14 protein-coding genes are annotated in these 13,210 nt (G+C 56.5%); 4 read left to right on the forward strand and 10 right to left on the reverse strand.

Annotation, left to right across the window (positions count from 1 at the left end; genetic code table 11):
• Positions 1–25: 25 nt before the first annotated feature.
• The gene (locus A2V21_304115; GenBank protein OIJ73521.1) at positions 26–1,039 is read right to left on the reverse strand and encodes a hypothetical protein; all 1,014 of its coding nucleotides are present in this window, start codon (positions 1,037–1,039) and stop codon (positions 26–28) included.
• A 114-nt stretch (positions 1,040–1,153) separates the two neighbouring features.
• Here A2V21_304115 and A2V21_304120 point away from each other — a divergent pair, with 114 nt between their 5' ends.
• The 4 genes from A2V21_304120 to A2V21_304135 are packed head-to-tail and all read left to right on the forward strand — an operon-like array spanning position 1,154 to position 4,136.
• The gene (locus A2V21_304120; GenBank protein ID OIJ73522.1) at positions 1,154–2,212 is read left to right on the forward strand and encodes a hypothetical protein; all 1,059 of its coding nucleotides are present in this window, start codon (positions 1,154–1,156) and stop codon (positions 2,210–2,212) included.
• Positions 2,213–2,214: 2 nt separating this feature from the next.
• Complete coding sequence (locus A2V21_304125) at positions 2,215–3,090, forward strand: hypothetical protein (protein OIJ73523.1); 876 nt, start codon at positions 2,215–2,217, stop codon at positions 3,088–3,090.
• Positions 3,091–3,092: 2 nt separating this feature from the next.
• The gene (locus A2V21_304130; protein OIJ73524.1) at positions 3,093–3,326 is read left to right on the forward strand and encodes a hypothetical protein; all 234 of its coding nucleotides are present in this window, start codon (positions 3,093–3,095) and stop codon (positions 3,324–3,326) included.
• 48 nt (positions 3,327–3,374) lie between these two features.
• Positions 3,375–4,136 carry an MBL fold metallo-hydrolase gene (locus A2V21_304135; protein ID OIJ73525.1) on the forward strand — a complete coding sequence of 254 codons (762 nt, stop codon included), beginning with the start codon at positions 3,375–3,377 and terminating at the stop codon, positions 4,134–4,136.
• 134 nt (positions 4,137–4,270) lie between these two features.
• Here the strand turns inward: A2V21_304135 and A2V21_304140 are convergent, their stop codons facing one another.
• From A2V21_304140 to A2V21_304180, 9 genes are all read right to left on the reverse strand, one after another.
• A complete protein-coding gene (locus tag A2V21_304140) occupies positions 4,271–4,615 on the reverse strand; it encodes a hypothetical protein (GenBank protein OIJ75045.1) in 345 nt (114 codons plus the stop codon).
• Between the two features lie 198 nt (positions 4,616–4,813).
• The gene (locus A2V21_304145) at positions 4,814–5,653 is read right to left on the reverse strand and encodes an ion transporter (GenBank protein ID OIJ73526.1); all 840 of its coding nucleotides are present in this window, start codon (positions 5,651–5,653) and stop codon (positions 4,814–4,816) included.
• A gap of 1 nt (position 5,654) precedes the next feature.
• On the reverse strand, positions 5,655–5,921 hold the full coding sequence (locus A2V21_304150; protein ID OIJ73527.1) for a hypothetical protein: 267 nt from the start codon (positions 5,919–5,921) through the stop codon (positions 5,655–5,657).
• Positions 5,922–5,958: 37 nt separating this feature from the next.
• Positions 5,959–7,203, reverse strand: coding sequence for a hypothetical protein (locus A2V21_304155; GenBank protein OIJ73528.1), 1,245 nt, complete (start codon positions 7,201–7,203; stop codon positions 5,959–5,961).
• Positions 7,204–7,283: 80 nt separating this feature from the next.
• The gene (locus A2V21_304160) at positions 7,284–8,216 is read right to left on the reverse strand and encodes a carbamate kinase (protein OIJ75046.1); all 933 of its coding nucleotides are present in this window, start codon (positions 8,214–8,216) and stop codon (positions 7,284–7,286) included.
• A 36-nt stretch (positions 8,217–8,252) separates the two neighbouring features.
• Entirely contained in the window at positions 8,253–9,179 is a 927-nt protein-coding gene (locus A2V21_304165) for a thioredoxin-disulfide reductase (protein ID OIJ73529.1), read from the reverse strand.
• A gap of 73 nt (positions 9,180–9,252) precedes the next feature.
• Complete coding sequence (locus A2V21_304170) at positions 9,253–10,098, reverse strand: hypothetical protein (GenBank protein OIJ73530.1); 846 nt, start codon at positions 10,096–10,098, stop codon at positions 9,253–9,255.
• Positions 10,099–11,082: a hypothetical protein gene (locus A2V21_304175; GenBank protein ID OIJ73531.1), complete on the reverse strand. Its 984-nt coding sequence runs from the start codon at positions 11,080–11,082 to the stop codon at positions 10,099–10,101. It abuts the gene before it with no gap.
• A 4-nt stretch (positions 11,083–11,086) separates the two neighbouring features.
• Positions 11,087–13,195, reverse strand: coding sequence for a translation elongation factor G (locus A2V21_304180; protein OIJ73532.1), 2,109 nt, complete (start codon positions 13,193–13,195; stop codon positions 11,087–11,089).
• Positions 13,196–13,210: the final 15 nt, after the last annotated feature.

Below are 13,210 nucleotides of genomic sequence, written 5' to 3' on the forward strand. Positions count from 1 at the left end.
CCGTGGCTTATGGCCGCAGGGCCGTTCAGCATACCCTTGTTTCCTCTATGGCAGCTTCGGAAGCTGGCCCGTCCACCTCGAAATCGGTCGAAACCCCTCCACGGGATGCCCTGAGCGTCCTTTGTGGGCCGGCCTTCTCAAGGGCGTACTTTATTATGAGGCTCCCGGCAAAGTCCCGCGCCTCGATCTCTTCTGTGCCCGAGATGACAGCGGCCGGGCCAGGAAATCCGCAGGGCTCCACAAGGGTGTCTCCTTCCTGCAGCATGGAACGCAGCTTGGTATTGTCGGCGTCGTTCCTGCCGAGTATTATCTTCGCCCCCTTGTACCTGAAGTGCCTGCCTGTCTTGAGGAGGGCCAGGTCCTTTTTGGTAACGTCCTCCTTATTCGTAAGGAGGTCCCTTACCTTTAGCGAAAATATCTTGTCGGTCAGGAGGCACCCGCCGGATGGGCATGGGTAATCGTTTATGTCGAGCTCCTCGGCCAGGTCTATCTGCTGTCTTCTTGACCTGCCGAGCACATCAAGGAGCCGTTCCCTGTCTACAAGCCCCTCCTTCTCAGGTATTGTTGGTTCGAGCTGCTTCGCGCTGAGAGGACGGAGGATAAGCCCTGCGAGCCCGGTCTCTCTTTCTATCACCCTGAAGGCATCTTTCCTCTGGCTCATGGGCCTCTGCCCAAGCACCTCTCCGGTGATGATGAAAGAGGCGCCTATCTCGCGCATGTACTCCTTTGCCTGCATGAACATGTAGACCCTGCAGTCCACGCACGGGTTCATTCCTTTCCCGTAGCCGTGTTTCGGGTTCCTGACTATCTCGATATAGTCCATGCCCTTCGCGAGCACTTTAATGGGAATGCCAAACTCTTCGGCAACCCTTTTCGACTCGCTACGGCACCCGCCGCCGTCCTTTCCACCGTGATTGCAGGTGCAGAAACTGGAAGTGAAGTTCAGGGCATGGACCTCTATGCCCTGCTCGATCATGAGCTTTACGGCAAGGGTGGAGTCCAGCCCGCCTGAAAGAAGAGCTACCGCCTTTATAGACACAAAAAAACTCCTTCTCACAAGGGGCCGGTCACATAAACCCCTTGTATTTTAGTGAAATATAATTATACTGGGAAGGTGCGGTGAAATCAAAAAGATTCTGCCCGCCTTTTGCCAATGAAATGGGAATACCTCTTAATCCTTCTGCTCACGTCTGTAATCGGCTACCTGATCTACCTGGTCCTGGCGCCGTTTTTCGTCCCCGTATTCTGGGCCATAATCCTCGTCATACTCTTCCATCCTTATTATGAATGGCTCACAAGGAAGTTCGGGGGGCGCGCCTCGCTCGCTTCTTTTGCCGCGTGCTCGAGCATTGCCCTGTTCCTTATCCTGCCGCTGGCCATCCTTGGGGCTGCGCTCGCGAATGAGCTGTTGAACCTCTATGCCTGGGCCGAGAAGTATCTCGCGGAGATATCTACCCGCGCCCACCAGTCCCCTGTTTTTTTCTACCACTGGGCCGAGAAGTACCTTGGCGACTACATAGACGTAAATGCCTTGAACCTCCGGGGCATCCTCGCGAGCGTGGTAAGGGACGTAACCGGATACATCGGGCTGGGGCTCCGTGAATTCGTAAAAAGCTTCGCGGAACTGGTGGTAAACCTTTTCCTCGCCTTCTTCTCCATGTTCTTCCTCTTTAAAGACGGCGGCAAACTCTTCAACCTCGTAAAGGACCTCATCCCGGTATCCCAGCGGCATAAGGAAGAGATAGCCGAGAGGAACAAGGGGGTCATATACGCGACCATCTACGGGGGCGTCCTCGTCGGGGCGATCCAGGCCATCCTCGGCGGCATGGCATTCTGGTTCCTGGGCATACCGGCGGCGCTGGTGCTGACCTTCGTCATGTTCTTCGCGACCTTTCTTCCGAGCGTTGGCGCCTCTTTGGTATGGGGGCCCGTGGCGGCCTATCTATTGATAACCGGCGAGTACGTCTGGGGCATCGGCCTTGTCGTCTGGGGCATATTCATTATAGGCCTCATCGACAACGTCCTGAGGCCCTGGTTCGTAAGCGGAAGGACCAACCTTCACCCGCTCCTTCTCTTCTTCAGCATACTCGGCGCAGTCAACGCCTTCGGGATCATAGGCATCATCGCCGGCCCGCTCATCCTATCGATATGCCAGGCGATGATAGAGTTCTACCGCGAATATGTGACGGAAAAAAATACCTGGGCAGGTTGATTATGGCCGGGGCGAATGAATATACATACGAGCGCGAGCGGCCCAAGGTCGTCCTGCCGCTCGCGCTCTTCCTGGCGACAGTTTTAACCACCGTCGCCTCCGGGGCCATGCAGCAGGGGGCGGATATCTTATCCGACCCGCATGAACTCGTAAAAGGCATCCCGTTTTCGGTCTCGCTCCTTCTGATACTCGGCATACATGAGCTCGGCCACTACGTTACCTCAAGGAGGCACGGTGTGGCGACCACGCTCCCCATCTTCATACCCGGCCCGCCGTTCCCTCCGATGATAGGGACCTTCGGCGCTGTAATAAGGATAAAATCCCCCATCACGACAAGGGCCGCGCTCGTCGATATAGGCGCCTCAGGGCCGCTTGCCGGGTTTGTGGTGGCCCTCTTCGTCACCTTCTGGGGGCTGGAGCACTCTACCGTCGTTCCCAGGGGCATGGCCGAAGGCTCGCTCGGCCTGGGCTCGTCTCTGTCATTCAAGCTGCTTTCATACCTGGCGGTAGGCCCGGTCCCTGATACACACGACATATTGCTCAACCCTGTCGCCTTTGCCGGATGGATCGGCATGTTCGTAACGGCCATGAACCTGCTGCCCATAGGGCAGCTCGACGGGGGGCACCTGGTATATGCCCTTTTAGGCCCCAGGCACAGGGTAGTATCTATCGGCATGATAGCCATTCTTGCCATACTCGGCTTTTGGGCCTGGCCGGGCTGGTTCGTGTGGGCCGCGCTGATATCGATAATCGGCATGCGCCACCCTCCGGTCGAGGACCAGCATATCCCGATGGACCCGCGGAGAAGGCTCATTGCCATCGCTACAATAGCCGTATTTGTATTGACTTTCATCCCGTCACCGTTTTATATTGTTTGACCATGAAGATATTTAACGAAGCGGAACTCAAGAAGTACGACGGGAGCGATCCCGCGAACCCCATATACATAGCTTACAATGGCAAGGTCTACGACGTGACCACGAACCCGCTCTTCATCGACGGCATGCACTTCGAGCATTACGCGGGGGCGGACCTGACCGATTTCATGGCCGATGCCCCGCACGGGGACGAGGTGATGGGAGAGTTCACCCCCATCGGAGAGTTCAAGAAATAACCGCGCCAGCCCTCCTTGCTTTTTTCTATTTAAGGGCAAATTGAACAGATGAGACTTGTAATACTCGGCTGCGGCACCTCTACCGGGGTGCCGGTCATAGGCTGCCACTGCGAGGTCTGCGCCTCCGCCAACCCGCTCAACAAGCGCACACGGTCGTCCCTCCTTGTACAGGTCAATGGAAAGAACATCCTCATAGACACATCTACGGACTTAAGGTCACAGTCTCTTGCCAACGGGGTCGAGAGTATCGACGCGGTCCTCTATACCCACCCGCACGCCGACCATATCCACGGCATAGACGAACTCCGGGCCTTTAACCTTGCCGCCGGGGGCGCGGCAATACCGTGCTTCGGCGGCGAGCATACCATAGAGCGCATAAGGACCATGTTCGATTATATCTTCAGGGAAGACGGCAGGGACGGCTGGAAGCCGAACCTCACGACAAATATAATCAGGTCGCCTTTTGACCTCTTCGGTGAAAAGATTGTGCCGGTCGAGGTAATGCACGGGCAGACGGCCATATACGGGTACAGGATAGGGGATATGGCCTACATCACCGACTGCAGCGCCATACCTGAGGGGACGCTTCCCGTGCTCAGGGGAGTAAAGATACTCATATTGGGGGCGTTAAGGCAAAAGCCCCACCCGACTCACTTCTCGATCACTGAAGCGATAGCGGCATCGCAGGCTATCAGCGCGCATAGGACGGTCTTCACGCACCTGAGCCATAACGTCGATTACGCCAGGGACAACCCGGCCCTGCCCCCTGGTATCGAATTCGCCTTTGACGGGATGGCCCTCGAGGTCTGACCTCTTATCTGCGCATTATCACCTTAGCAGGCTGTTGAAAAACAGCCTGCTAAGGCAATCCATGGACGGATTGCCAGATTGCGAGACTTGAAAAGCCGGGCAATTTGTAAGATTTGGACTTTTTCAATATCCTGTTAGATGGAAAGACCGTACATCGCCCTGTTCTCCTTCAGATAGAACGCCCCTTTTACGATCCTGTATATCACCCAGACCGCGTCTGCCAGTAAAATAAAATATCCGATCAGAAGAAGGTAGGTCAGGGCCCCTGTAACAGCCCAGAGGAGGCTCAGCCAGAAGGTCCTTTTCTGCCACCTGAAGTGCGACTCTATCCAGGTGCCTTTAACGTCGGCGTCCTTCACGTAGTTGACTATGACAGCGGCTATGTAAGTTATGCCTATGAAGAGGCCTACGGCCTGAAGGGCGTAGACCACGGCCGCTATCTTCTTGCCCGTGAGGGCGGTCCCAAAGGCCTCATCCATGGTCCTTGGCATGGGAAACTCTCTTTTTGGCGGCTTCTATAGAAATGTAATTAATACAGGTTTAATATAATCAAACTCTTCCAGGAAACTACTAAATACCCCTAAAAAATCGTTTTTTTCATGCCATGCTTTAATTATAGCCCGGAATGAGTGTAGCGGATTTGAGATGAAAAAATCGGATAGAGGGCGGAAACGAATTCAGTTGAGCTTCACACCGCAGAACTTGCAATAAAGGGCGTCCGTATCATGGCCTTCGGCGGCGCATGAGGGGCAGACCTGGGTGGACTTCCTGGAGGACGCGGCCTGCTGGACCATCTCTACGGTAACGATGCCTGTCGGGACAGCTATTATGCCGTAGCCCAGTATCATTATGACAGAGGCAAGGCCCATGCCCAGCGTGGTCTTCGGGGCGATGTCGCCGTAGCCCACGGTCGTAAGCGTCACTATCGCCCAGTATATGCTTCTAGGTATGCTGGTGAAGCCGTTCTCCCCTTTCTCGACCAGGTACATGAGTGAGCCGAGCACCACAACCGCGGTCATGACCGTGGCAAGGAATATCGATATCTTCTTTCGGCTTGCCTTGAGGGCCTGGACTATGTACATGCCCTCGTCAAGGTACTCGAAGAGCTTGAAGGTACGGAATATGCGGAGCACTCGGAGGACGCGCACCACGAGGAGATACCTGCCTCCGGGCACGAAGAGGTCAATATATGTGGGGATTATTGCGAGGAGGTCTATTACTCCGAGGAAGCTCGTGGCGTACTTCAAGGGCCTCGCGACGCACATGAGCCTCAAGGCGTACTCTATTGTGAAGAGGATGGTGAAGAACCACTCGGCGGCGTAGAGAAAACCGCCGTACCCGTCCGCTATCCATGTGACGCTGTCGAGCATCACGCACAGGACGGAGAGGAGTATGGAGGATATGAGTAGCGCGTCGAAGAGCTTGCCCGCGGGCGTGTCAGCCTCGTAGATTATCCGGTGGAGACTTGCCCTCCAGCCGACGAAGACGCTCTTACCGGCCAATTCATTACCGTTCATGTCAGAAGTCTATAAATTCGTGGCCGCACCTTGGGCAGTGCGAGGCCTTAACGCTGACCTTTCTCCTGCAGAAGCCGCAGGTCTTATAACCCCAGCCCCTCATAGGATTGCCCATGCCTATAAGTAGCGCGTGCGGCATCGCGATCACGAATGCCAGCGCGCCATAAACCCACCATCTCAAAAAACTCCGCCCCTTTCTTGAGGCGATGAACGCGGGCATGAGCCCGAGAGAGACCGACAATATGATCAAAAGCAAGAGGTCCTGCATATCTCTATCCTGCCTTTCCCGTGAGCCGGGCCGTCATTCAGATATCTTCCTCGGGGCCGACGCCAAGCTCCAGCATCTTTATCTCAGGCAGCGTCGTGCCTATGATCCCCTGCATATCCCCGTACATGCCGGCTGTGTTGTTAAGGACCCTTTCCAGCTGTTTTTCCCTTCTGGCCCATATCTTGAGCATGGCCCTCTTTTCGGCCTCGAGGTCCTCCCTCAACGCGCTGAAGGACTCGACTATGCCTTCGATGCGCTGTCTGAACTCCTGGCCGGAAAGGTAATTATATATGGACTCCATCTTCTCGTTTTTGCCGACAGCCGATAGCCTGGAGATAGCGAGGTCGATAAGCCCTGCCCTCAGGGCCTCGGCGAGACTTCCGGCAAGCGAAGCGCCAGTTACCCATACGCCCTCAAACTGCGCGAAGGCCGCGACACCCCTGGGGAGCGCCTCTGATACAAGGACCGCGACCTCCGCCTTCATCTCCCGCTGGTCGTCCTTGAGCTTTGAGACCCATTCGTCACTCCAGGCCTTCGTCCTCTTCGACTCCCACACGATAGAGCCGCAGTACTGGCCAGCCCTCGTATAGACCTTCTGGACGATATCAGCGCCGCGCATGCCCTTGGGCACCGGCTCTACGACATCGACGGGGAACTTCGACCGCAGAAGCGCTTCGAGGTCAAGCTCCGCGACCTCGCCCTGTGTTTGCATCGAGCCCTGCTCACCCTTGCGCTTTAGCTCCTCGATGTGCCTGAGCATGTCGCTGATCTTCTTGTCCTTCTCCATGTCCTTAAGCCTGTGCTCCTCGGAGAACATCTCAAGGGTCGCCTGCCTTATCTGCTCCCTTTCAGCGTCGATCTCCCTCGCCACCTTAAGGTCAAGGGCCTTTTTCTCCTCTTCGAGTACTCTGGCGCGCCTGCGGAGTTCCAGCTCCTGCCCTCTCGCCTCTTCAAGGAGGGCGTCTTTCCTGATTCTTTCTTCCTTCAGGTCGTTAAGCTCTGTGGCGACCTGCTCAAGGGCCTTCTTCCTGGCCTCGTCGGCAAGCCTGGAGCGTTCGACGGAGAGTTTCCGCGCCACAGTCTCCTCAACGGCTTTTTTGGACGCCTCTATATCGGCGAGCTTCTTTTGTATCTCCTCCTCACGGGCGCCGATCTCGAGATCCTTCTGTCTTGCCTTTGCCTCGTACTCGGCCCTCAGACCCTCTTTTATCTGGTTCGAAAAGGCCTCTGTAAGCGGTATCTTGCTGCCGCAATTTGGGCATCTTATAGTCTGGTCAGCCATGATATTACCTCGTACCGTAAAGATATCATGAAACGCGATTGAAGTGGAGCACTTAAGGCACAGAATCCAGACGTTCAGGCTTAAGGCACTATCCTTGTGCCTGCCCTGCCCTCCAACGCCTCTTCCGCAAGCTCAGGCGACGTTATTATGACCTCTCGCCCGCCGGAGCGCAAAAAGCCTATCGCCGCCTCTATCTTCGGGCGCATGGAGCCAGGGGCGAATTGCCCTTCTTCAAGATACCTTTGAGCTTCCACCACGCTCATCTCCGAGACAGCCCTCTGTCCTGGCTCCCCATAATCGAGGTAGACATTATCGACCTGCGTAAGGTCGATGAAAGTAACGGCCCCGATATCCTTGCCGAGGAGAGCGGTCGTAAGGTCCTTGTCTATTACCGCGTCTACCCCCCTTACAATCCCGTTGCCAACGTCCACAACAGGCACGCCCCCTCCACCGGCGGCTATTACTATAACGCCGTCTTCCGTCAGCCTCTTTATAACCGTTGACCCTATTATCCTTACTGGCCTTGGAGAAGGCACCACGCGCCTGTAGCCCCTGTGGCTGTCCTCCTTCATAATCCACCCCCGTTCCTTTGATAGGGTTTCGGCCTCCAAAGGCGTATAATACGGCCCTATGGGCTTTGTGGGGTCTTTGAAGGCCGGGTCGGAGGTATCGACCACGACCTGAGTTATAAGAGTCGCGACATCTTTTTTTGAACGTTCTTTCATCAAGCGGTTTAAAAGGGTCTGCTGGAGCATGAAGCCGATGCCTCCCTGAGAGTCGGCGCCGGCTATATAAAGGGGCATTGGCGGGATTACGTCTTTTGCGGCCTCGTTCCTTATTACGATATTGCCTACCACGGGGCCGTTGCCGTGAGTGATGACGAGGGGGACCCCTCTGGCTGCGAGCCCGGCTATGACAGAAGAGGCCCTGTCGGCGTTATCGAACTGCTCTTCGATAGCGCCGCGCTGGCCCCGCCTTATGATGGCGTTGCCACCAAGGGAGACTATAGTCAAGCCGAGGTTCCGGTTGGGACCGGCCACAAAGCCTCCTCACACGTTTTTGGCCTTTGTGTCGAACTCCTCTACGTAATCTATGGCAAACGAAGCCGCTATGGCGCCATCTCCAACGGCTGTGGCGACTTGAAGAAGCGGCGTGGTGCGGCAGTCGCCAGCGGCGAATATGCCCGGCGTGCTGGTCGTAAGCCTCTGGTCTGTCTTTATGAAGCCGCCGCTATCCTTGTCTACGTCCACGAAATCGGTGGTCGGGTTTATGCCTACGAATATGAATACCCCTTCGACATCGATACTCTTCTTCTCCCTGCTCTTGAGGTCTTCCAGCACGACATACCTGACGAGGCCTCCTTCGGCCTTTATCTCATGGAGGACATGGCTCTTGAGCATCTCGATATTGGGGGTCGCCTCCATCTTCTCCTGGTGCATCTTCTCGGCCCTGAACTTGTCCCTGCGGTGAGAGATGTAGACCTTTGAGGCGAGCCTGGAAAGGTATACGGCCTCTTTGACGGCGGTATCGCCCCCGCCAACGACCAGGACCTTGAGGTTCCTGAAGAACGGGCCGTCGCATGTAGCGCAGTAGGAAACGCCCTTTCCGGTAAGCTCCTTCTCCCCCGGCACGCCGAGCCTCTTGGGGCTCGCCCCGGTCGCCACTATAACGGCCTTGGCCCTTATCTCCCCTTCAGAGGTCTTTATCACCTTTACCGCGCCTTCAAGGGCGATATTCTGGACGTCCACGAGCTTTATCTCAAGGCCAAGCCCCCTGGCGTGCTCCTCGAACTTCTCCATGAGCCCGGCCCCGCTTATTGAAGGGAAGCCGGGGTAGTTCTCTATGATGTCGCTCACGGCTATCTGCCCGCCGACCATCTGCTTTTCCAGCAGCACGGTCTTAAGCCTCGCCCTCTGGGCGTATATCCCCGCGGTGAGCCCTGCCGGGCCGCCGCCTATTATTACCAGGTCGTACATCTTTTCCCATCGCCTCCTTGAATCGTTAAAAAACAATCCTAAACCATAACATGCCTTGAATTCAAGGCCCAACTTACCCCAATATCCTCCTTACGGCGTCTAGGTTCCGGAGGTCGTCCTCGTCAGAGTCTTTCGGGGTCTCGAGTATCATCGGTACGCCCTTTATCTTCGGGTTGTTGAGGAAAAAACCGAAGGCCTCAAGGCCGATCGTGCCCTTGCCTATCTCCTCGTGCCTGTCGAGTTTGGAGCCCATGCGCCCTTTCGAGTCGTTCAGGTGGATGGTCTTGAGGTTGCCAAACCCCACCTCAGAACCTATCGTCTTCACGAGCGCCTTCGCCTCGCCAGGGGTTGAGAAGTCATAGCCTGCCGCGAAGGCATGGCATGTGTCGAAGCAGAGCCCTGTTTCAAGCCCCACCCCTTCGGCCTTCCTTATCAACTCGCCTATATCTGAAAGAGAGCTGCCGAAGCCGTAGCCCGCGCCTGATGTGTTCTCGAAAAGTATGCGTGTTGAGCGGCCGAGGCCGCTTCCCGCGACTTCTTTGAGCGCGGCGGCCACCCTTTTTACAGCAAAGGCGGAACCCATGTCCTGCGGGCTTCCGAGGTGGGTGACGAGGTAGTCGGCCCCTATGGCCTCGGCTATGCCAAGCTCCTTTGAGAATATGTCGATCGACTTGTGATAGATGGCGTCATCAGGGGAAGAGAGGTTTATGAGGTAGTTAGTATGTACCACGACAGGCCATATGCCGCTCTCTTTTCTTTTTGCCCTGAAAAGCCCCGCCTCGGCTGGAGCGAGCGGCGAGTATATCCAGCTCCTCGGGTTCCTGCCGAATATCTGCATGGCGTCGCATCCGAGCCCCAGCGCCCGCTCGACAGACCTGGATATCCCCCCGGCTATGGATATATGGACCCCCAGCGGCATTCAGCGCTTGCCCTTCTCTTCGAGCCTTCTTCTCGCCGCAGAGGCCAGGGCGGAAGGTATGCTCTTGCTTTTGGAAATGCCCTGGATGTCCTTTTCATATACATATTCAAGGAGCTTGAGGGATACCGTAAGCGGGGTCTTGGGGTTTGTGAGCACGCCGATCCTGATGCTGTAGCTCTTCATCCATTCCTTGTTCCTGGCGATATGGCGGAGTATCTCGTCACTGCTCCCCTTGGAAAGCGTTACCCTCTGTACCTCCTCCTCGGTGATCCTCGGGTTCTTAAGTACCCCCATCGCGATCATCTTGTTGGAGTCCCTTACGAGGAGCTCCCTTGCCGCCTTGTTCCCGCTAAGCGCGAGTTTGAGCTTCTGCCCCATCGACATCTGGGAGACGAGCTTGAAGATATTCTGCTCGTCTGCCTTGGCCCGCTTCTCGTCGGTCAGGTCCTGGTGAAGGGGCTGCGGCTCATCTTTTTTTGGACCCGGCTTTGCGGCAGGCGCGGGGCCGCCACCTTGAAGAAGCGTTGCTGCGATCGTCTTGCCGGTAAGCGGGTTTTTCATCAGTGCGTCAGCCAGATAAGGTTTCCTGGCGAGCAGCTCCTTGTCGTCGGACAGGGCCGCGACGACCTCTTCCGGCCCCGTCTCGGCAAGGCGCCGGAGGGTGTCGTCATCGGTATTCGGGTTGAGCGCGGCCATTATCTGTATCGCCTCGTCCTCTTGCTTTATCTCAAGCACCTTTTTTATGACGAGCGGGTCGAGCTTCTCGTCGAGAGCCGCTATGAGCCCATGGGCAGGGTACGCCTCCAGGCTCTTCCTTGCCGCCTGTGCGATCGAGCTATCCTTGTCAAAGCCCAGGATAAAAAGGACCGTTACCTCGTCGCCCACTGACAGGCCCCAGGACCTGTCCCTCCGGGCGATAGACAGCCGTACTTCCACGGGCTCCGAAGGAGAGATGTACTTAAGCAGCTCCTGCCTGACCTTCATCCTGTTACTGCACCCTCTCCTTCTCTGGCTTGTGGGCGGCTATTATCTTCTGGCTCAAGTACGTCGGCACCTCCTCGTAGTGGGAGAACTCCATCGTGAATATGCCCCTGTCGCCCGTCATCCCACGGAGGTCGGTGGCGTAGGTGATGACCTCCGACATCGGCACGAGCGCGTTTATCGTCTGGCTCCCTGCCTTGGGCTCCGCGCCGAGGATCTTGCCGCGCCTCGCGTTTATATCGCCTATCACGTCGCCGAGCTTGTCATCCGGCACGCTTATCTCCATCTTCATTACAGGCTCAAGGATAACAGGGTGCGCCTGCTCCATCCCCTTTTTAAAGCCCATTGACGCCGCTATCTTGAAGGCCATCTCGGAGGAGTCTACCGAATGGTAGGTCCCGTCATAGAGCGCGACCCTGAAGTCAACTACCGGGAACCCCGCGAGCACCCCTGTCTGCATCGCCTCCCTTATCCCCTTTTCAACGGCAGGCACAAACTGCCTCGGGATAGCCCCTCCGGTTATCTGGTCGACGAATTCGAAGCCCTTGCCCCTGGGAAGCGGGGTGATATCCAGCCAGGTGTCGCCGTACTGCCCCCTTCCGCCGGACTGCTTCTTGTACTTGCCCTGCACCTTCACGTGCGACCTTATGGTCTCCTTGTACGGCACCCTCGGCGTCTTGAGCTCCACCTCGCAGCCGTACTTCCTCTTGAGCTTCTCAACAGAGACCTCAAGGTGCACCTGCCCCACCCCGGAAAGGAGGAACTCATGCGTCTGCTCGTCCATCCTGAAATCAAGGCTGGGGTCCTCTTCCATGAGCTTCTCAATCGCCGAAGGGGCCTTGTCCTCGTCAGACTTTGTCTTCGGGTGTATGGCGTATGAAAGAGCGGCGGCAACAGGCGGGAACGGCGCGAATTTGACGGGTTCGGCCACGTCGCAGAGCGTATCCCCTATGTGGGTGTCCTTGAGCTTTGCCACGGCCACGATATCTCCCGCCTCGGCCTTCTGTACTTCCTTGAGCTTTTTACCCTCCATCAAAAACAGATGCCCAAGCTTCTCCTTAACGTCCCGCGCGGGGTTGTAGACCGTAGCGTCGGCGTGAAGGCTGCCGGAGAATATCCTGAAGATGGATAGTTTCCCGGTAAACGGGTCTATGATGGACTTGAAGACAAAGGCAGAGAACGGGGCGCCAGGGTCAGGCTCGATCTCTATCTCTGCGCCGGTCTTCGGGCTTATGCCCCTTATATGTCCCCTTATGACCCCCTTGTCCAGCGGCGAGGGCAGTGCGAGGTTTACGGCGTCCATAAGGAGGTTGACGCCCATGTTCCTGACGGCTGACCCGAGATATACGGGGATGAACCGGCGCGTCAAGACCCCTTCCCTTATGCCACGTTCAAGCTCTTCGGCGGTTATCTCTTCCCCGTTCAGGTACTTCTCCGTAAGCGATTCGTCCGCCTCGGCTACGGCAGCAAGCATATTCTCCCTCATCGAAGCGGCCGTGGCGGACATCTCCCTGGGGATGTCCGCGGCCTCGAAAGAACCGGAGCCGTCGTCCCTGTAAAGATATGCCTTCATAGATACGAGGTCGACGAGCCCCTTGAAGTCCGGCCCCTCACCTATGGGTATCTGCATGGGGACGCCCTTTACCTTGAGTACCTTCTCCATGTCGTCCACCGCGCGAAGGAAGCTCGCCCTCTCGCGGTCCATCTTATTGACGAACGCGATCCTGCAGACCTCGAAAGCGTCAGCGAACTCCCATATCTTTTCAGTCTGGACTTTTACGCCTGAGATGGCGCTAAGGATCACTACGGCCCCGCCCACCACCCTGAGCGAGTCCCTTGTCTCGGTGAGGAAGTTTGAAAAGCCGGGGGTATCGATGATATTTACCCGGCATCCGCTCCAGTCATAGTGGTGGACGGCCGCGGAGATGGTGATCTTGCGTTTTAGCTCTTCGGGCTCGAAGTCCAGGTGAGACGTTCCGTCGTCCACCCTTCCGAGCTTGTCTGTCGCCTTCGCGTTGAAGAGCATCGCCTCAGCGAGCGAGGTCTTGCCCGCGCCCCCGTGGGCGATTATCGAAAGGTTTCTTTTTTTATCCAGGGAGACTTCCACAAACCCCACCTCCTTCTGGTTGAG

Source organism: Deltaproteobacteria bacterium GWC2_55_46 (genome assembly GCA_001595385.3).
Lineage (GTDB): Bacteria > Desulfobacterota > GWC2-55-46 > GWC2-55-46 > GWC2-55-46 > UBA5799.

Excerpts from the sequence above, each read along its gene's own strand:
- A2V21_304150 (OIJ73527.1), bottom strand. The coding sequence starts at position 5,921 with ATGCAGGACCTCTTGCTTTTGATCATATTGTCGGTCTCTCTCGGGCTC.
- A2V21_304155 (OIJ73528.1), bottom strand. The coding sequence starts at position 7,203 with ATGGCTGACCAGACTATAAGATGCCCAAATTGCGGCAGCAAGATACCG.
- A2V21_304145 (OIJ73526.1), bottom strand. The coding sequence starts at position 5,653 with ATGAACGGTAATGAATTGGCCGGTAAGAGCGTCTTCGTCGGCTGGAGG.
- A2V21_304175 (OIJ73531.1), bottom strand. The coding sequence starts at position 11,082 with ATGAAGGTCAGGCAGGAGCTGCTTAAGTACATCTCTCCTTCGGAGCCC.
- A2V21_304130 (OIJ73524.1), top strand. The coding sequence starts at position 3,093 with ATGAAGATATTTAACGAAGCGGAACTCAAGAAGTACGACGGGAGCGAT.
- A2V21_304165 (OIJ73529.1), bottom strand. The coding sequence starts at position 9,179 with ATGTACGACCTGGTAATAATAGGCGGCGGCCCGGCAGGGCTCACCGCG.
- A2V21_304170 (OIJ73530.1), bottom strand. The coding sequence starts at position 10,098 with ATGCCGCTGGGGGTCCATATATCCATAGCCGGGGGGATATCCAGGTCT.
- A2V21_304120 (OIJ73522.1), top strand. The coding sequence starts at position 1,154 with ATGAAATGGGAATACCTCTTAATCCTTCTGCTCACGTCTGTAATCGGC.
- A2V21_304140 (OIJ75045.1), bottom strand. The coding sequence starts at position 4,615 with ATGGATGAGGCCTTTGGGACCGCCCTCACGGGCAAGAAGATAGCGGCC.
- A2V21_304125 (OIJ73523.1), top strand. The coding sequence starts at position 2,215 with ATGGCCGGGGCGAATGAATATACATACGAGCGCGAGCGGCCCAAGGTC.
- A2V21_304135 (OIJ73525.1), top strand. The coding sequence starts at position 3,375 with ATGAGACTTGTAATACTCGGCTGCGGCACCTCTACCGGGGTGCCGGTC.